The sequence below is a fragment of the Streptomyces daliensis genome, assembly GCF_054782395.1.
The window spans coordinates 580,319-597,090 of sequence record NZ_BAAGSO010000094.1; the positions used below are offsets into that span (position 1 = coordinate 580,319).

The following is a 16,772-nucleotide window of genomic DNA, read 5'->3' on the forward strand; positions in this document are numbered from 1 at the left end:
TCCAACTCCCGCATCGCGCGCTGATCCAGTGTCCTGCACGACCCCGGCGGCTTCGCGCGCCAGCTCCACCGCCCGTTCCGGTTCGCGCGACGTGGCGGCGTTACGGCACAGTCACCCGAGGCGCGAAGGACCCGGCATGACGAAGACCCCCGCTGTGTGGTGGGGGCAATGACTGTCTCTTGGCGCTTGCCGAGGCGTACCGTTTTGGTGTCGAAGCCGAACGAGGAGCCTGTATGCAGCGCTTCACTGACATGCCGCCTGCGACCCGGAGTAACGGCTCACGACTGGCCGGGCTGCGCCGGGGGCGTCGCTGGACACAAAGCCGTCTCGCCCGCGAAACCGGCTACTCCCTCGCCGCTGTGAAGGCATTCGAGCAAGGCCGCCGCAGCCTCGATCGCGGCTCCGTGATCCTGGAGTTCGCCCGCGCCCTGGACTGTCACCCTGCTGAGATCACCGGCCAGCCCTACACTCCGGAGGACCAGGAAGGACAAGAGGTCGTCGCAGCGATCGCCGGGGTACGCCGAGCCCTGCTGCGGCACGGTCGCCCGGCCCGGCCCACGGATGAGGAAGCCTCTCGCGTGGACCTGGTGAGCCTCACCCAACGTGTCGCCCAGGCCAATGCTGCCCGGCAGTCCTCTGCCCTGCCCCGCAGCGCTGAAGTCCTTCCCGGCTTGCTACGTGACGTGCAGGTGGCCGTGGACGTCCTCGAAGGGGAATCTCGGCGCCAGGCGTACGCGCTGCTGATGTCCGCGTACGAGTGCAGCATGCAGTTCCTCTACAAGCTCGGTCGCGATGCTGAATCCACGCTGGCCGTAGAGCGGGTGGTGTGGGCCGCTGAGCAGACCGAGAATCCGCTGTTGGTGCACGCGGCCAACTGGTACTTGGCAGGGGAGTATCTGAGCATCGGCGAGCACCACGACGCGGCCGACATCATCGACACGGCACTGCGCGGGCTGGGTACGCCTCGAACCCCTGAAGCGACCTCACTGACCGGCGCCTTCCATCTCAAGGCCGCGCTGAACGGTGCCCGGGGTGGTGACGGCGGAGCTACGGACCGGCACCTGGAGCATGCCCGGGAAGCCGCCGACAAGCTCGGCGGGGACCGCAACGACTTCCAGCTCCAGTTCGGTCCGACGAACACGGCGATCTGGTCCGTGTCCCTGTGCGTGGAGCGGGGCCGGGGCAGGGAGGCGGTGCGCACCGCTGAACACGTGAACCGGGACCTTCCAGCCGACTACAGCGCGGAGCGCCGGGGGCATCACTGGATCGATGTCGGCAGGGGCTACTGGTACAACAGCCAGCGAGACGAGGCCCTGAGCGCGTTCCTGACGGCAGAGAAGATCGCTCCGCAGCAGACCCGGATGAATCCCGCGGTGAGGGAAACGGTCCGCACGATGATCCGTACCCAGCGCCGGAGCGGTCTGGTGGAACTCGGGATGCGGGTCGGCGCCGTGTAGAAGGACGACGTTCTGTAGCCCTTCTGCACCCTCTGCGTTCATACGGTCAGTAGTGAACTGATCACGCCGACGCATGGGGCCGTCATGGACGCCGCGACGCACGCACCATCAACCGCCCGGTGGACACCACCCACTGGGCTCGCCGCCACACTGGAACCCGCCGGGGTGCACTGGGACGCCTGCAAAGTGCCCACGTATCTGGGGGATCGGGTGCTGGCCCGGCTCGGGCGGGAGTCGGGGGCGGTTATCCGGGACCCGTACGGGCACCGGATGACGTGGTTGGTACCGCCCGGTGCGACGCGGGGGTGGGTGGTGCCGGAGACCTCGTGGGTGCAACTGCTCAGCACCGCGCAGCACCTGACCGTCCCGCCTGGCTGGTGCACCCGCTCGGCCTTCCCCCACTGGGTGCGGGGCTGGGCGGAGTACGGGCTCACCGACGCACGGTTGCTGTACGTGGTGCTGGACGCCGTGATCCGGGCCGAGCACGGGCCCCGCGACGATGTGAGCGGGGCCGGGCGGTGAGGCCGGAGATTCCGCCCGGGCGGATGCGCTGGGAGATGCGGCCCGCCGGACGCGACTGGGACGCGGTGCGGATGGCTGCCACGTTGGGCCGACCGGCGCTCGCTCAGCTCGGCGACACTGCGGCGGTCTACTACGACGACGGGGACCTCGTCTTTCTCGTCCCGTACGACAGCGGTGGCGGATTCGGGGCGGGCACCAAGTATCTGAGCATCGGGGCGTGGCTGTTCATGCCAGGGCCGCAGCGCAGAGAGGGTCCCGGCGTGCACTGGCTCAGCGGGAACGACCACACTCGCACCCCGCCGGAGGCGCTGCGGGCCGCGCTGAACGCCGTACGCCAGCAGACACCGGAGGCGGAGCGGTGACCCCCCGCCCCCGGTGCGAGGTGGAGGGCGACGACCACGTGGGCCCCGTCATGCGCTACCTGCCCACAGCCCGCTACCCCTGGCACGAACCGGTGTGGCTGTGCCTCGGACACGGCGCCTACCTCCCCCTCGCCGCCATCCGCGCCGACGTCACCGGCGAGACCGTCGCCCGCGCCATCACCGTCTTCACCGGCGCCGGAAAACGCCGCGCCGACGACACCGAACCCGAATCTGAGCCCGAGCCGGATGCCGAGCCACCACCACCCGTCCTGAGCGTGGTGCGCAATCCGTGACCCTCTCCCGCAACCGACCTGGAGCAACCCCGTGTCTCGTGACCACACCGTCCTGATCCCCGCCGACCCCGAGGACGTCTTCTACGACCCTCACGGCTGGGCCACCACCTCGGGCTTCCCCGTCGCCGTACTCGACGGCCACGCACCCCACTTCGTGATGCGCCGCATCCAAGACCGCGCCGTACGCCTCATGTACGAGCTGCCACACGGGACCGCGTTCCTCACCACCTACCCCCGCCCCATGCCGTCAGGACAGGTCATCGAGATCATGGAAGGCAACCTCGCGACGCTGCTGACCGGCTACGCCTGCCACGCCCTCCGCCTGCGCGAGAAGGGCGAACGGATCGCCGTAGACGGGGAGACACGCGACTGCCTCAGCACACTCCTCGCGCCCCGACACTGGTGGCAGGCCCGCCACACCCGCATCGGCAAGGCCCTGCAACACGAGGGCCGCGCCGTCATCCTCACCGCACCCCTCGTCGGCGGACGCGCGCTCCAACTCACCACCGTCGCACCCTGATCGCCTGCCCCGGCAGTACGGCGTCCGGCGCCCGGACCCCGCGTCGGGGCCGGGGCAGGCACCCCCTTTCTGAACGTGGGGGGGCGGCTACGGGTGCCACTCCTCCACGTTCACGACCGCGTCGACCGGCAGCGGCCCGTACAGGTGCGGGAACTTCTCCTCCGCTCCGGGTACGGGCGGCTCGAAGCGCACCGGGTTCGTCAGCCGGTCGCTGTCGATGACGAGGACCACCAGGTCGGCCGGGTCCGTGTCGGCGCCGTAGAGCATCTCCGCGACGGACCGCAACTGGTGCCGTAGCGAGCAGTGGATGAACCCCTCCTCGTGGAGGGTGCGGCCACGTGTGGACATCTCGTACGTGCCCGACTCGCGAGCGGCGTCCCACAGCACGCGCTCCGTGATGTGCAGCAGTTCCGTCATGCGCAGACGCTATGCCACTCCCCCGGCCGGGTGAACCAGGCCTCCCCCTCCACGGCTCCGCACCCCGGATACGGGGCACACATGACACCTGGCCCACAACGCGGCCAGCGGAGAAGGAGAGAAAAGAGGGAGAGGGTCGGAATGCGAGTGGGAGTGGGAGTGCTGCGGGCCGTCGGGGTGGCCACGGCGGTGTACGGGGTGGCGGTGGCCGCGTGGCCGACGCTGCTGGCGCGCCCGTCCGGGCTGGTCGACGGCGAGGGAGAGGTGGCCGAGGCGACGGGGATCTCGCTGCGCCCGCTGGCCTGGCGCGATGCCGCGAGCGGTGTCGCCATGGCGGTCGCGCCGGAGGGCGAGGCGCTGCGCACGGCGGCGCTGCTGCGCGTCGCGGCCGACTTCGGCGACGCGCTCCTGCTCGGCGCGACGCTGCCCGACCGCGACAAGCGGATGAAGGCCGTCGCCGTGTCCGTCGGCTGGGGCGCCCTGTCGGTGCTGGGGCTGTACGCCGACGCGGGACGGGGGCGCCGGGGGAAGCGAGAGCGCCGTCGACTCCGGTAGTTGAACGTTGCGCGAAGGGTGGTCAGCACCGGGTGACGGGAGCACACTCCGCCCCACGTACCGCCCCATGCACCCAGCACGCCACGACGGAGGGACAGCACATGAGCGGCAACAGGGCAGTGGCGTACCTCAAGCCGGGCACCGTGGAGGTGCAGACCATCGACTATCCGTCCCTGGAGTTGCGCGACGGCCCCGGCGTGGCGCCGGAGAACATCGGCCGCACCTGCCGGCACGGTGTGATCCTCAAGGTGCTCGCCACCAACATCTGCGGCAGCGACCAGCACATGGTCCGCGGCCGGACGACGGCGCCCGAGAACCTCGTGCTCGGTCACGAGATCACCGGCGAGGTGATCGAGCGCGGCCCCGACGTGGAGTTCACCGAGGTGGGCGACATCGTCTCCGTCCCCTTCAACATCGCCTGCGGCCGGTGCCGCAACTGCAAGGAGCGCAAGACCGGCATCTGTCTCCACGTCAACCCGGCCAGGCCAGGCGCCGCGTACGGATACGTGGACATGGGCGGCTGGGTCGGCGGCCAGGCGGAGTACGCGATGGTGCCGTACGCGGACTTCAACCTGCTCCGCTTCCCGGACCGCGAGGCCGCGCGCGAGAGGCTGCTGGACCTCGCGATGCTCTCGGACATCTTCCCGACGGGCTTCCACGGCGCCGTCACCGCGGGGGCCGGGGTGGGCAGCACGGTGTACGTGGCGGGCGCGGGGCCCGTCGGGCTCGCCGCCGCCGCTTCCGCGCAGCTTCTGGGCGCCGCCGTCGTCTTCGTCGGCGACCTCAACGCGGAGCGGCTGGCCCAGGCGCGCAGCTTCGGCTGCGAGACCGTCGATCTGACGCGGGGCGAGCCCGGCGAGCAGATCGCCGAGGTGCTCGGCGAACCGGAGGTGGACGCGGCGGTCGACGCCGTCGGGTTTGAAGCCAGGGCACACGGCGCGGACGCGGAGGAGGCCCCGGCCACCGTCCTCAACTCCCTGATGGGGCTGGCCCGCGCGGGCGGCAGCATCGGCGTCCCCGGCCTCTACGTCACCGAGGACCCGGGCGGCATCGACGCCGACGCGCGGACGGGCTCGCTGAAGGTCCGGCTGGGCCTGGGCTGGGCGAAGAGCCACAGCTTCACCACGGGTCAGTGCCCGGTGATGACGTACCACCGGCAGCTCAGCATGGCGATACTCCACGACCGGGTGCGCATCGCCCGCGCCGTCAACGCCGCCGTCATCCCGCTGGAGGAAGCGCCGCGCGGCTACGCGGAGTTCGACCAGGGGGCGAGCCGCAAGTACGTGCTCGACCCGCACGGCGCGCTGAACGGCGTCACCGCGGCCTGAGACTCGCCCACGCCACGCCACGCCCCCGACCCCGACCCCGTCAGTCCTTGCCGTCCTCCGGGGGCGGGGGCGGCACGGGCGCACCGGCCGGGGGCCGGATCTTCGCGTACGCGGCCGTCGCCGTGCCCGTACCGGTACCCGTGCCCCCGGCCCTCGTACCGCCGCTCTCCGCAACGCCCTCGTCCTCCTCCTCGCGCGGCAGCAGCGCGTCGCGCCGGGCGCCCGGATCCCAGCCGGTGTCCACGACCCGCTTCTGCATCACGATCGCGCCCGCCAGCACCAGAGCGCCGATCACCAGCATCAGGACGACGCCGCCCGCGTCGCCGACCTTGGCCGCGTTGCCGATGAGGGTGCCGAACCAGCCGAAGTCGGCGTCCCCGAACGTGGTGTTCTCCTCGCCGAAGGCGCCGAGCACCTTGAGCAGCAGGGCGGGCAGGAAGGTGATCAGCACGCCGTTGAGGAAGGCGCCCACAACGGCGCCGCGCCTGCCGCCCGTCGCGTTCCCGTAGACCCCGGCCGCGCCGCCCGTGAAGAAGTGCGGCACCAGCCCCGGCAGGACGAGCGCGAGCCCGAAGGCGGGGCCGAAGACGGCGGAGAGCAGCGCGAGGCTGACCAGGCCGCCGATGAAGCTGGCGATGAAGCCGAGCAGCACCGCGTTCTGCGCGTACGGGAAGACGATGGGCGCGTCCAGCGAGGGGACCGCGCCGGGGACGACCTTCTGCGCGATGCCCTGGAAGGCGGGCACCAGTTCGCCGAGGATCGTCCTGACGCCGAAGAGGATGACGGCGACGGCGATGCCGAACTGGAGGCCCTGCATGACGGAGCTCATGAGGTAGTTGCCGACGTCGGTCGCCGCCTCGCCGCCACCGGCGGTGAAGACCTTGAACGCCGTCTTCTCGCCCGCCTTGACGAGGTAGACGACGGCGAGGACGACGTAGATCAGCAGCATGGACAGCGCGGTGGCCACCATCGAGTCGCGCAGGAAGCGCAGCCCCTCCGGCAGCTTCATGTCCTCGGTGCTGCGGCTGCGCTTGCCGACGAGTTGCCCCGCCGCGCCCGAGACGACGTAGCCCGCGGTGCCGAAGTGGCCGATCGCGATGCTGTTGTTGCCGGTGACGCGCTTGGTCCACGGGTGCGCGAAGGCGGGCATCGAGACGAGCATGATGCCCAGCAGCACCCCGCCGAGCACGACCACGACCGCCGAGGAGAGCCCCGCGATGGCGAGCACCATCGTCAGCAGGGTCGCCATGAACAGCATGTGATGGCCCGTCAGGAAGACGTAGCGCAGCGGGGTGAACCGCGCCAGCAGCAGGCTCAGCGCGAAGCCCACGATCATCAGCCAGGCGACGCGGGCGCCGAACTGCTCCTGCGCGATGCCGACGATGGCCTCGTTGGTCGGGATGACGCCGTGTGCCCCCGTCGCGCCCTGGATCATCTCGCCCAGGGGCGCGAGCGCGTCGACCACGAGCCCGGCGCCCGCGTTGATCAGCAGAAAGCCCAGCGTGGCCTTGATGGCACCGCCGACGATCTGTCCGACGGACTTCTTCAGCGCGATGAGACCGGCCGCCGTGATGAGGCCGATGAGATACGCGGGTTCGCTGAGGATCTCGTTGACGAGGAACTCGGCGATGGATACGAGCCAGTTCATGGTGCCCGGTACTTCCCTCAGACGTCGTAGGTGTCTCGGAGCGTGCTGTCGACCTCGGAGGTGCTGGTGAAGTCCTGGACGACCTTCACGGGGACACCCACGTCCCCCAGCGTTGCGGCGATCTCCCGCGAGGTCAGGATGGCGACCGCCTCGGACGCCTTGCCCTTGGCCGAGATGGTGTCCGTTGCCTCGACGGTGACGTACCGCGACCAGCCCCAGCGGTCGAGGACGCGTTCCAGCGTGTTCTTCAGGAAGAGGCTCGTCCCCACGCCGTTTCCGCACACGGTGAGGATCTTGTGCATGCCGTGGCCGCCGCCCGGCGCGCTCCGCGCGGCCCGGCCCCCAGCCACGGTCCCGTCCCCACCCCCGCCCCCGGCCGCGCCCGTGCCAGTGCCCTCGCCAGCGCCCGTGCCCTCGCCACCACCGCCCAGCGCGAGGTGCAGCGCCTCGGGGGTCGGCGCGTCCCGCAGCGCGTCGGCGGTCGGCGGGTCGGCCAGCAGCCTGGCGAGGGCCGCCATGGCGGCCGTGTGGTCACCGGAGTCCTTCGCGGCGAGGCCGACGACGAGGGAGACCGGGTCGTTCGCCTCGTGCCCGAACTCGACGGGCTCTTCGAGCCGCACCCAGGACATGCCCGTCCGCAGTACGGCGGGCGACGGGCGGGCGTGCGCGAACGCGAGGCCCGGCGCGATGACGATGTACGGACCGTTCTCCTCGACGTTCGCGACCATCTCCGCCGTGTACGCGGCGGTGCTCGACCCCGTCGCCGTCATCAGCGCGCCCGCGGCTTCGACGGCCTCCCGCCAGTCCGCGGCCGGGACATCGAGACGGATGGCCTCGATGGGGAGAAGTTCACTCAGTGTCGCCATGGAACGGATCGTTCCACGGAACGCGGCGCCCGGCGCGACCGACTCCCCCTGTGGGCTCCGAGGACCCGTACGGCCCACCGCGACACGCCCCCGATCGTGCCAATCGGCCCTTTTGCGCGTGACGAGCGTGTGTGCTGGTCACTCCGCACAACCTTCAACCCTCGGAGTGAATATGCGCATTCGTTCTGCGTTCGCCGCTGCCGCCCTGGCCACCGTGGGCCTCATCGGCGGAGCCGGTGCCGCCGTCGCCGACGCGGGCGCCGCGGGTGCCGCCGTCGGTTCGCCCGGCGTGCTGTCCGGCAACGTGGTGCAGGTTCCCTTGCACGTCCCGGTCAACGTCTGCGGCAACAGCATCAACGTCGTGGGCCTGCTGAACCCGGCGTCCGGGGCCACCTGCGTCAACGACTGAGGCACACCCCGCACCCCGGCTGAGCGGCCCGTCCTCTGTTCCAGCCCTTCCAGGACGGGCCGCTCAGCGGTGTCCGCGCGCACTTCCCGCTCGCTCAGGACGTGTCCCCCTCCCCCTCTCCCTCCCCCTCGTGCGAAGCAGCCGCGCCGGACTCGCCGGACTCCGTACGGAAGACGAGCCGGTCGTCCTCGACACCGACCCGCACATGGTCGTGCGGTGCGAACTCGCCGCCGAGCAGCATCCGGGACAGCCGGTTGTCCACCTCCCGCTGGATGGTCCTGCGCAGCGGCCTGGCACCGTACTCGGGCTGGTAGCCGCGCCGGGCGAGCCAGCCGATGGCCTCGTCGCTGAACTCGGCCGTCACGTCCTGGGCCCGCATCCGGCGGCGGGTGTCGTCCAGCAGCATGTCGGTGATCCGCCGCAACTGCGGGTCGTCGAGCTGCCGGAAGATCACGATGTCGTCGACGCGGTTCAGGAACTCGGGCCTGAAGTGCTCGCGCAGCGGGCGCAGCACCCGCTCCCTGCGCGCCTCCTCGTCGGCCTCGGTGCCACCGGCACCGCCACCGCCCCCGAACCCGAGCACCGAGCCGCGCCCGGTGATCGCCTCGGAACCGAGGTTGCTGGTCATGACGATGACGGTGTGGGTGAAGTCGACCGTGCGGCCCTGTGCGTCGGTCAGCCGCCCGTCGTCCAGCACCTGGAGCAGGATGTTGAAGACGTCGGGATGCGCCTTCTCCACCTCGTCGAGGAGCAGCAGCGAGTACGGGTTGCGGCGCACCGCCTCCGTGAGCTGTCCGGCCTCGTCGTGTCCGACGTACCCGGGCGGGGCTCCGATGAGGCGGCTGACGGTGTGCCGCTCCTGGAACTCGCTCATGTCCAGGCGCACCATCCGGTCGTCCGTGCCGAAAAGCGCCTCGGCCAGCGCACGCGCCGTCTCCGTCTTGCCGACGCCCGTGGGGCCGAGGAACAGGAAGCTGCCGATGGGCCGGTCGGGGCTGGCCAGTCCGGCGCGGGAGCGCAGTACCGCGTCGGCGACGGCCGTGACCGCCTCGTCCTGGCCGATGACCCGATCCTTCAGATGCGACTCCAGGCCGAGCAGCCGGTCCCGTTCCTCCTGGGTGAGGCTGCTGACGGGGATGCCGGTCTGCCGGGAGACGATGTCGGCGATGTCCTCGACGGTGACCTCGGCGATGCGGGTGTGCGCGTGCTGCCTGCGGCCGTCCTCGCCGATGGCGCGCTCCAGCTCGGTGAGGCGGTCGCGCAGCTCGGTGGCCTTCTCGTAGTCCTCGTCGGCCACGGCCTGCGCCTTGTCGCGGGTGACCTGCTCGGCCTCGCGCTCCAGGGCCCGCACGTCGGTGCCCCGGGTGGCGTGGCGGAGCCTGACGCGGGCGCCCGCCTGGTCGATGAGGTCGATGGCCTTGTCGGGGAGGAAGCGGTCGGAGAGATAGCGGTCCGACATCTCGACGGCGGCCAGCAGCGCGTCCTCGGTGTAGCGGACCTGGTGGTGTGCCTCGTACCGGTCGCGCAGCCCGCGCAGGATCTCGACGGCGTCGGCGACGCTCGGCTCGGGGACCAGGACGGGCTGGAAGCGGCGGGCGAGCGCCGCGTCCTTCTCGATGTAGCGGCGGTGCTCCTCCAGCGTGGTCGCGCCGACGACGTGGAGTTCGCCGCGCGCGAGCGGCGGCTTGAGCATGTTGCCCGCGTCCATGGAGCCGCCCTCGGACCCGGTGGTGCCCGCGCCGACGACCGTGTGCAACTCGTCGATGAACACGATCAGCTCGTCGGAGTGGGCGCGGATCTCGTTGATGAGGTCGTTCAGCCGCTCCTCGAAGTCGCCCCGGTAGCGGGTCCCGGCGACCACTCCCCCGAAGTCGATCTGGACGATGCGCCGCCCGAGCAGGTTGTCGGGCACGTCGCCCTCGACGATGCGCTGGGCCAGCCCCTCGACGACGGCCGTCTTGCCGACGCCCGCCTCGCCGATGAGGACGGGGTTGTTCTTGCCGCGCCTGGCCAGGATCTCGACGGTCTGCTCGATCTCCTCGTCCCGGCCGATCACCGGATCGATCTGCCCCTGGCGGGCCAGGTCGGTCAGATCACGCCCGTACTTGTCGAGGTTCGGGGTGTTGTGCGCCGTCGCGCCGGGCGCCTGCGGGTCGGGCCCGCCCGGTGCCCTGTGGGCGCCGCTCTGGGAGGCGCCGCGAGAGGCGCCTCGGGGGTCGAAGTGTGCCGCGTCGAGGATCTGTCCCGCGGTGGAGTCGCGGTTGGCGGCCAGCGCGACGAGCACGTGCTCGGGTCCGATGTACGGGGCTCCCCGCGAGCGGCCGATGTCGTGCGCGTCCATCAGCGCGCGCTTGACGGCGGGGCTCACCGAGATCGAGGTGCGCAGGGGTCCTTCCCCGGCCTGCCGGTCGATCTCGGCGGCCAGCGCGTCGGGGTCGGCGCCCGTCCTGGCCACCATGCTGCGCGTGGGTTCGGCCGCGAGGGCCGCGCGGAGCAGGTGCTCGGTGTCGAGATCGGCGCTGCCGTGCTCGGCCGCGTAGGAGGTCGCCTCGGAGAGCAACTGCCGCGCGGGCTCGCTCATCATCCGCAGGAAGTCGAAGGGCCGGGGGTCGTTCCCCTGCCACCCCTGCGCGCCCGGCTGACCGCCTGACCGCCCACCTGACTGTCCGCCCGGCTGTCCGCCCGGTGGTGTGGCGCCGAGGAAACGCGCGAGAAACTCTCCGAGCGGGTCCCGGCCGTGCTCTCCGGGGCCCGTGTACCCGCTGGTCATAGGGCTCCGTCCCGTCGGTACGGCGCTCGCGCCGCGCCGACTCGGTGTCGCTTGGTGCGTGTGACCTCTGGGGCCGGAGTTCCCGTACGCGGGGTGGTGACACGTCATGGACCGGCGAAATGTCCGCTACGGCGGGTGTCCGGGTGGCGACGCACGGGGAGGGTGGCGCGCGTGGTGGCCGGGGGTGGCGCGGTGGCGCCGCCGCCGCACGCCGCACGGGGGGGCGACTGCCCGGGGCAAATGCCCGTTACGGCAGGGGCAGTTGATTCCCGTGTTGCCGGAGAAAGGGACGGCCCTGTCATGGCACGCTGACTGCCGTGAACAGTCTTCGCTCCACTGTCTTCCGGCCGCCACCTGAATTCGGCCCGGGCGACCTCTTCGTGCGCGAGCCCGTCCGGCCCTCGTGGACCGCGCTCGGCATCACCGGTTTCTACGCCGCCGTACCCGTCGTGCTCGCCGTCACGGTCATGGAGCGGACGGGAGCCGGCCCCGGCATCCTGCTCTTCCTCTTCCTGTGGCTGCTGATCGGAGTGGGCGCGGTGCGGGGGCTGCGTCGGCTGCGCGTGGCCTACCGCACGCCGGACGCCGTCGGGTTCGACGGGCGCGGGATGATAGCGCGATGCGACGGGCGGCCCGCCTTCCACATCCCGTGGCGCTACGTACGCAGGCTGGATCACGGACGCCCGGTCTCGGCGCGGCCCTTCGGGCAGATGATGGAGCGCGACCGCCGCGAGAGCGTCGGCCTCGGGCCCGATCCCGGCTGGCTGCGGCTGTGGGTCGTCGACGGAGTCAGCGTCGAGGGCGTCGACCGTTTAGCGAAGTGGCGACGTACGGGGGACGGCGCGGCCCTGCTGGTCCCCTTCGGCAACGGCATCGACCGCGAGGCGCTGGGCCAGGCCGTACGGCGGCACGCACCCCAGGGTGTGCGGGTACGGCTGTGACCGCGCGGGCGGCGAGCCGTTGAGACGGTGACCAGGGGGCCCGGCACACGGCCGGGCCCCCTGAGCAGGTGTGCCGACGTGTGTGCTCTCCCGGCGCGATGCCGGTACGGTGACGCCGGGCCCGGTGCGGCCCCGGACCCCGGACGGCGGTCCGTGAACCCGCTGACTACCCTCGGTGTTGGCCGTACGGGTACCCGCGTCCCGCGCCTGGCACCCCGGCCACCGAGCACGGCAGCACCACGAGCCACCGCACCGGGGACACACGCGGGGCCGACTCACGAGAACGGACAGAAGCACCGCACACGTGGACACGAGCGAAGCCCACGCCGGGCACACGGCGACAGCAGCGGCCCGGCACGAAAGCCCCCACCAGGCACCGGAGCCCAGACGCGCCGGACGCCTCCCCGGCGCGGGCCCCGCCGGACTGGGTGGCACGCGATCCCCCGGCGTCCGCGCGTGGCGGCGGCTGCGCCACCCCGTCATCACCGACCTCTGGGTCACCGCGCTGGTCACGTTCCTGTCGGTCGTGAACAGCGTCCAGAACCCGATGCTGGGCCCCGCGAACGAACCGTGGCTCAACCACTGCCTGGCCGCGCTCGTCTCGCTGCCGCTGCTGCTGCGGCGCCGTTTCCCGGAGGCCGTCGCCGGGGTGGCCCTGGTGGCCGCCGTGACGCAGATGTCGTCCTTCGTCTGTCCCTTCGCCTTCTACGCGGTCGGCGCGTACCGGGGCACGAGGCACCGCGCGGTGGTCTGGGGCTCGGCGGTCGTCGGGTTCCTCGCCCTCGCGCCGTGGACCCAGCCCGGCTTCGGCCTGCGCGACCTCGTGACGTGGGTGCTGTTGCGCTACGTGCTCCAGGTGCTGCTTCCCCTGGTCATCGGCCTGTACGCCGATGCGCGGCGGGCCATGCTCGCGGCGCTCGTGGAGCGTGCCGAACGCGCGGAGCGCGAGCAGTCGCTGATCGCCGAGGCGGCGCGCGTCGAGGAACGCACCCGGATCGCGGGCGAGATGCACGACGTGGTCTCCCACCAGGTGAGCCTGATGGTCGTCCACGCGAACGCGCTGGAGGTCGTGGCCCACGACCCCGAGGTGACCAGGGAGGCAGCGGTCACCATCCGCACGGCGGGACGGCAGGCGCTGGACGAACTGCGCGAGATGATCGGCGTCCTGCGGCGCGGCCCGGACGAGGACGCCCGTCCCGCCGACGGTGACGGACGCACCGGCGAAGGCACCCCGGACGGCAAGGACGGCACGGGCGACGGCGACAGCGGCGACGGCGGGCAGCGCACCGCCCGACGGCCGCGTCCCGGACTGGAGCAGATCCCCGCCCTCGTCGACGCCTCCCGCGCGGCCGGGCTCAAGGCGGTGCTGCGTGTCGAGGGCGAGCCACGCGCGCTGCCCGACGCGGCGGAGCGTGCCGCGTACCGCGTCGTCCAGGAGGCGCTGACCAACGTGCACAAGCACGCGGCGGGCGCCGACACCGAGGTACGGCTCGCGCACGGCGCCGAGGCGCTGCACGTCAGCGTGGTCAACGCGCGGCCCGGGCGGTCCGCGCCGCGCCCCGGCTCGTCGCCCGGCGCCGAGGAGGAGCCGCTGCTGCCCAGCGGCGGGCACGGACTGATCGGGCTGGGCGAACGCGTCCGGCTGGTGGGCGGCACGATCGAGACGGGCCCGCGCCCCGACGGCGGCTTCCGCGTCGCCATCACCCTCCCCGCCCCGGCCGCGGCCCAGGACCCGGCCGCCTCGGCGGAAGCGCCTCGCGCGGAGGACGGGCCTCCGCCCGACGGCCCCCGCCACGACCCCGACAGCGGCTCCGACGGCGGCCCCCGCGACGGCTGAGACCCGCGCACCGGGCCGCGTTCCCGTCCGCGTGAGCCCGGGGTCCGGCGCACGCGATGCTTGTCCGCGCCCCGTCATGCCTTAGCGTGTGGCCCGTGAACAGGGAGGGAACCCGGCTTCTGAGGGTGCGGCTGGCCGTGGCCGGGGCGTTGGCCGCCGTCGCGGGCGCGACCGGGAGCTGGTCGTACGCGCGAGTCGGCGGCTCACCCACGGACGTGGTGCAGGACCTGTCCGTCGGCTTGGCCTACTCGGGCGCCGGTCTCGTGGCGTGGTGGCGCAGGCCGGGCAACCGCACCGGGCCGCTCATGGTCGCCATGGGCGTCACCTGGTTCCTCGGCAATCTCCAGGGCACCCACGTGCCCGCGCTGTTCGTCCTCGGTTCCTGGGGCGAGGCGCTGAACATGGCGGTGCTCGCCCACCTGATCATGTCGTTCCCGGACGGCCGCCTCCCGACGCCGCTCCGGCGCCGCACCGTCATCGTCGCGTACGGGCTCGTGGCCGTCGGCGGGCTGCTGCGCACCATGACGTTCGACCCGGCCCTCATGACGGACGCCACCTACCTGGACTGCCCGAGCTGCGGGCCCAACCCGCTGCTGGTGCCCGCAGCCACGGACCTGTTCCACACCGTGGACGCCACCTACCGGGGGCTGAGCTGGATCCTCTCCGCCGTGATGGTGACCCTGATCGTCCGGCGCTGGCGGCATGCGACGGTGGCCAGGCGCCGCGCTCTGCTCCCGGCCTGGATCGCCGTCGTCATCGCGACGTCCTTCGTACTGTGGGACCTGGTCCTGTATCTGCTGCCCGGCATGAGCGACCCGGTGAAGCAGGCCGTCTACGTACTCTCCGACCTCTCCCAGGTGGGCGTTCCGCTCGCCTTCCTCACCGGGCTGCTGCGGATGCAGTTGCAGCGCGCCGAGGTGAGCGGCCTGGTCATGGAGGTGGGCGCCGAGCCGACGCCCGGACGGCTGCGCGAGGTGCTGGCCAGGCTGCTGGGCGATCCGTCGCTGCGGCTCGGGCTGTGGCGGGAGGAGCGCGGCGCGTACGTCGACGGCGAGGAGCGCACCGTGGAGACGGGCTCGGCGGGCGCCACCCGCGTGGACTCCTCCCGTGGCACGCCGCTGGCGCTGCTGCGGCACGATCCCGCGCTGGCGGAGGACCCCGAGCTGCTGGACGCTGTCGCCGCGTCCCTGCGGCTCGGGCTGGAGAACGTCTGGCTGCGCACCGAGGCGCGCGAGGTCACCTCGCGCATCGTGCGCGCCGCCGACACCGAGCGCCAGCGCCTGGAGCGGGACCTGCACGACGGCGCGCAGGCCCGGCTCGTCTTCGCGCTGATGGCGCTGCGGCGCGTGGAGAAGGGGGTGGCCGACCATCCGGACGAGAAGCTGCGCCGCTCGGTGCACGAGGTCGAGCACAGTCTGCGGCTCGCGCTGGAGGATCTGCGCGGGGTCGCCCACGGCATCCACCCCGCCGTCCTCACCCGCGAGGGCCTCGGCCCCGCGCTCATGGAACTGGCGGAGCAGGCGACGCTGCCGGTCGTGGTGACGGTCGATCCGCGGCGCTACGACCCCGTCGTCGAGTCGACCGCGTACTTCACGGTCTGCGAGGCGCTGACGAACGCGGCGAAGCACGCGCGGGCGAAGGCGGTCAGCGTCTCGGCACGGCACGACGGCGAGCGGCTCGTGGTCGAGACCGTCGACGACGGCATAGGCGGCGCCGACACCGCGCGCGGCAGCGGGCTGCGCGGGCTGGCCGACCGGCTCGCGGCGGTGGACGGCGTCTTGCAGTTGGACAGCCCCGCCGGCGGCGGGACGAGGATCAGGGCGGAGCTGCCTTGCGGGTGATCGTGGCCGAGGACTCGGCGATTCTGCGGGAGGGGATCGTCAGGCTCCTCACGGACGAGGGCATCGAGGTGCCCGCGCACTGCGGGGACGCGGAGCCGCTGCTCGCGCTGGTCGGGACGCACCGGCCCGACGTCGTGCTGCTGGACATCCGCATGCCGCCGACCCACACAGACGAGGGCATCCGCGCGGCGGCGGAGATCCGCGCCCGCCATCCCGGTACGGGCGTGCTGCTGCTGTCGCAGTACGTGGAGTCCACCAGCACCGTGCGCGCGCTGGCGCGGGACCCGAACGGATTCGGCTACCTCCTCAAGGACCGGGTCGCCGACGCGGGCGAGCTGTGCGAGGCGCTGAGACGGATCGGCGCCGGAGGGACCGTCGTGGATCCCGAGGTCGTCGCCCGGCTGATGGACAGACCGCGCAGGGCCGGACCGCTCGGCGAGCTGACGGGCCGCGAGCGCGACGTGCTGGCCCTGATGGCCGAGGGCCGGTCCAACGAGGCCATCGCCCGGCAGTTGGTCATCGGCGACAAGACCGTGGAGACCCATGTGCGGAACATCTTCATCAAGCTGCGGCTGGAGACGGATGTGACGGAGCACCGCCGGGTGAGGGCGGTGCTCACGTACCTGCGCTCCTGAGAGCCGAGCCACACGCCGGCGCCCCCGACACCGGCCTGCCCATCGCACCTCTCCGCGGAGGGCCTTCCCCCGAATCCCCCGAGGTCCTCCGCGGAGCGGTGCTGGTGAGAACAACGTTAGGGAACGGCGGCGCGGGCGGCATCAGGGCTAGCCCTGAAATCCACGGCGCGGGTTCCGGATCACCGGTCCGGGGTCTCGGGGCCGCTGGTCAGACGTCCGAGGGCGGTGCGCGACGCCCCAGGATGCGGCCCGACGCGGGGCGCGGGGAAGAGGCGCGGCGAGAAACGCGGGAAAGGGGCGCGCGCCGGGAAGGCGTGGCAGGGAGGCGCGGCGAGAAAAGGGCGAGCTGAAAAAGGGGGGGGGCGCTGGCC

16 protein-coding genes are annotated in these 16,772 nt (G+C 72.3%); 12 read left to right on the forward strand and 4 right to left on the reverse strand.

What is annotated here, in order from left to right; all coding sequences use genetic code 11:
* The first annotated feature begins 233 nt into the window (after positions 1-233).
* From ACYVOO_RS25030 to ACYVOO_RS25050, 5 genes are all read left to right on the forward strand, one after another.
* Positions 234-1,457 carry a helix-turn-helix domain-containing protein gene (locus tag ACYVOO_RS25030; RefSeq protein ID WP_461017935.1) on the forward strand — a complete coding sequence of 408 codons (1,224 nt, stop codon included), beginning with the start codon at positions 234-236 and terminating at the stop codon, positions 1,455-1,457.
* A 270-nt stretch (positions 1,458-1,727) separates the two neighbouring features.
* Positions 1,728-1,979 (forward strand): hypothetical protein, encoded by a 252-nt coding sequence (locus ACYVOO_RS25035; RefSeq protein WP_461017936.1) that lies wholly within the window; start codon positions 1,728-1,730, stop codon positions 1,977-1,979.
* Positions 1,976-2,341, forward strand: coding sequence for a hypothetical protein (locus ACYVOO_RS25040; protein ID WP_461017937.1), 366 nt, complete (start codon positions 1,976-1,978; stop codon positions 2,339-2,341). Before ACYVOO_RS25035 ends, ACYVOO_RS25040 begins: the two co-directional genes overlap by 4 nt.
* The gene (locus ACYVOO_RS25045; RefSeq protein ID WP_461017938.1) at positions 2,338-2,634 is read left to right on the forward strand and encodes a hypothetical protein; all 297 of its coding nucleotides are present in this window, start codon (positions 2,338-2,340) and stop codon (positions 2,632-2,634) included. The genes ACYVOO_RS25040 and ACYVOO_RS25045 overlap by 4 nt, the downstream gene beginning before the upstream one ends.
* A 31-nt stretch (positions 2,635-2,665) precedes the next feature.
* Entirely contained in the window at positions 2,666-3,154 is a 489-nt protein-coding gene (locus ACYVOO_RS25050; protein WP_461017939.1) for a hypothetical protein, read from the forward strand.
* An 87-nt stretch (positions 3,155-3,241) separates the two neighbouring features.
* Here ACYVOO_RS25050 and ACYVOO_RS25055 read toward each other — a convergent pair whose 3' ends face one another.
* Positions 3,242-3,571, reverse strand: a complete 330-nt coding sequence (locus tag ACYVOO_RS25055) for a DUF952 domain-containing protein (RefSeq protein WP_461017940.1) — start codon at positions 3,569-3,571, stop codon at positions 3,242-3,244.
* A gap of 147 nt (positions 3,572-3,718) precedes the next feature.
* Here ACYVOO_RS25055 and ACYVOO_RS25060 point away from each other — a divergent pair, with 147 nt between their 5' ends.
* Both ACYVOO_RS25060 and fdhA read left to right on the forward strand, forming a co-directional pair.
* The gene (locus tag ACYVOO_RS25060; protein ID WP_461018118.1) at positions 3,719-4,126 is read left to right on the forward strand and encodes a hypothetical protein; all 408 of its coding nucleotides are present in this window, start codon (positions 3,719-3,721) and stop codon (positions 4,124-4,126) included.
* 101 nt (positions 4,127-4,227) lie between these two features.
* On the forward strand, positions 4,228-5,454 hold the full coding sequence (fdhA, locus tag ACYVOO_RS25065; protein ID WP_461017941.1) for a formaldehyde dehydrogenase, glutathione-independent: 1,227 nt from the start codon (positions 4,228-4,230) through the stop codon (positions 5,452-5,454).
* A gap of 40 nt (positions 5,455-5,494) precedes the next feature.
* On the opposite strand, the gene ACYVOO_RS25070 is transcribed toward fdhA, so the two are convergent.
* Complete coding sequence (locus ACYVOO_RS25070) at positions 5,495-7,102, reverse strand: PTS ascorbate transporter subunit IIC (RefSeq protein ID WP_461017942.1); 1,608 nt, start codon at positions 7,100-7,102, stop codon at positions 5,495-5,497.
* 17 nt (positions 7,103-7,119) lie between these two features.
* Complete coding sequence (locus tag ACYVOO_RS25075) at positions 7,120-7,968, reverse strand: PTS sugar transporter subunit IIA (protein WP_461017943.1); 849 nt, start codon at positions 7,966-7,968, stop codon at positions 7,120-7,122.
* Between the two features lie 172 nt (positions 7,969-8,140).
* Between ACYVOO_RS25075 and ACYVOO_RS25080 the strand changes: the two genes are divergently transcribed.
* Complete coding sequence (locus ACYVOO_RS25080; RefSeq protein ID WP_453345879.1) at positions 8,141-8,377, forward strand: chaplin; 237 nt, start codon at positions 8,141-8,143, stop codon at positions 8,375-8,377.
* Between the two features lie 94 nt (positions 8,378-8,471).
* Here ACYVOO_RS25080 and ACYVOO_RS25085 read toward each other — a convergent pair whose 3' ends face one another.
* Entirely contained in the window at positions 8,472-11,147 is a 2,676-nt protein-coding gene (locus ACYVOO_RS25085) for an ATP-dependent Clp protease ATP-binding subunit (RefSeq protein ID WP_461017944.1), read from the reverse strand.
* 317 nt (positions 11,148-11,464) lie between these two features.
* Here ACYVOO_RS25085 and ACYVOO_RS25090 point away from each other — a divergent pair, with 317 nt between their 5' ends.
* The 4 genes from ACYVOO_RS25090 (at position 11,465) to ACYVOO_RS25105 (ending at position 16,401) form a co-directional block, all read left to right on the forward strand.
* The gene (locus ACYVOO_RS25090; protein WP_461017945.1) at positions 11,465-12,088 is read left to right on the forward strand and encodes a hypothetical protein; all 624 of its coding nucleotides are present in this window, start codon (positions 11,465-11,467) and stop codon (positions 12,086-12,088) included.
* Between the two features lie 304 nt (positions 12,089-12,392).
* Positions 12,393-13,925 (forward strand): sensor histidine kinase, encoded by a 1,533-nt coding sequence (locus ACYVOO_RS25095; protein ID WP_461017946.1) that lies wholly within the window; start codon positions 12,393-12,395, stop codon positions 13,923-13,925.
* 95 nt (positions 13,926-14,020) lie between these two features.
* Entirely contained in the window at positions 14,021-15,766 is a 1,746-nt protein-coding gene (locus tag ACYVOO_RS25100; RefSeq protein WP_461017947.1) for a sensor histidine kinase, read from the forward strand.
* Complete coding sequence (locus ACYVOO_RS25105) at positions 15,757-16,401, forward strand: response regulator transcription factor (protein WP_461017948.1); 645 nt, start codon at positions 15,757-15,759, stop codon at positions 16,399-16,401. Before ACYVOO_RS25100 ends, ACYVOO_RS25105 begins: the two co-directional genes overlap by 10 nt.
* Positions 16,402-16,772 lie beyond the last annotated feature (371 nt).

Excerpts from the sequence above, each read along its gene's own strand:
- ACYVOO_RS25085 (WP_461017944.1), bottom strand. The coding sequence starts at position 11,147 with ATGACCAGCGGGTACACGGGCCCCGGAGAGCACGGCCGGGACCCGCTC.
- ACYVOO_RS25030 (WP_461017935.1), top strand. The coding sequence starts at position 234 with ATGCAGCGCTTCACTGACATGCCGCCTGCGACCCGGAGTAACGGCTCA.
- ACYVOO_RS25070 (WP_461017942.1), bottom strand. The coding sequence starts at position 7,102 with ATGAACTGGCTCGTATCCATCGCCGAGTTCCTCGTCAACGAGATCCTC.
- ACYVOO_RS25035 (WP_461017936.1), top strand. The coding sequence starts at position 1,728 with ATGACGTGGTTGGTACCGCCCGGTGCGACGCGGGGGTGGGTGGTGCCG.
- ACYVOO_RS25075 (WP_461017943.1), bottom strand. The coding sequence starts at position 7,968 with ATGGCGACACTGAGTGAACTTCTCCCCATCGAGGCCATCCGTCTCGAT.
- ACYVOO_RS25055 (WP_461017940.1), bottom strand. The coding sequence starts at position 3,571 with ATGACGGAACTGCTGCACATCACGGAGCGCGTGCTGTGGGACGCCGCT.
- fdhA (WP_461017941.1), top strand. The coding sequence starts at position 4,228 with ATGAGCGGCAACAGGGCAGTGGCGTACCTCAAGCCGGGCACCGTGGAG.
- ACYVOO_RS25080 (WP_453345879.1), top strand. The coding sequence starts at position 8,141 with ATGCGCATTCGTTCTGCGTTCGCCGCTGCCGCCCTGGCCACCGTGGGC.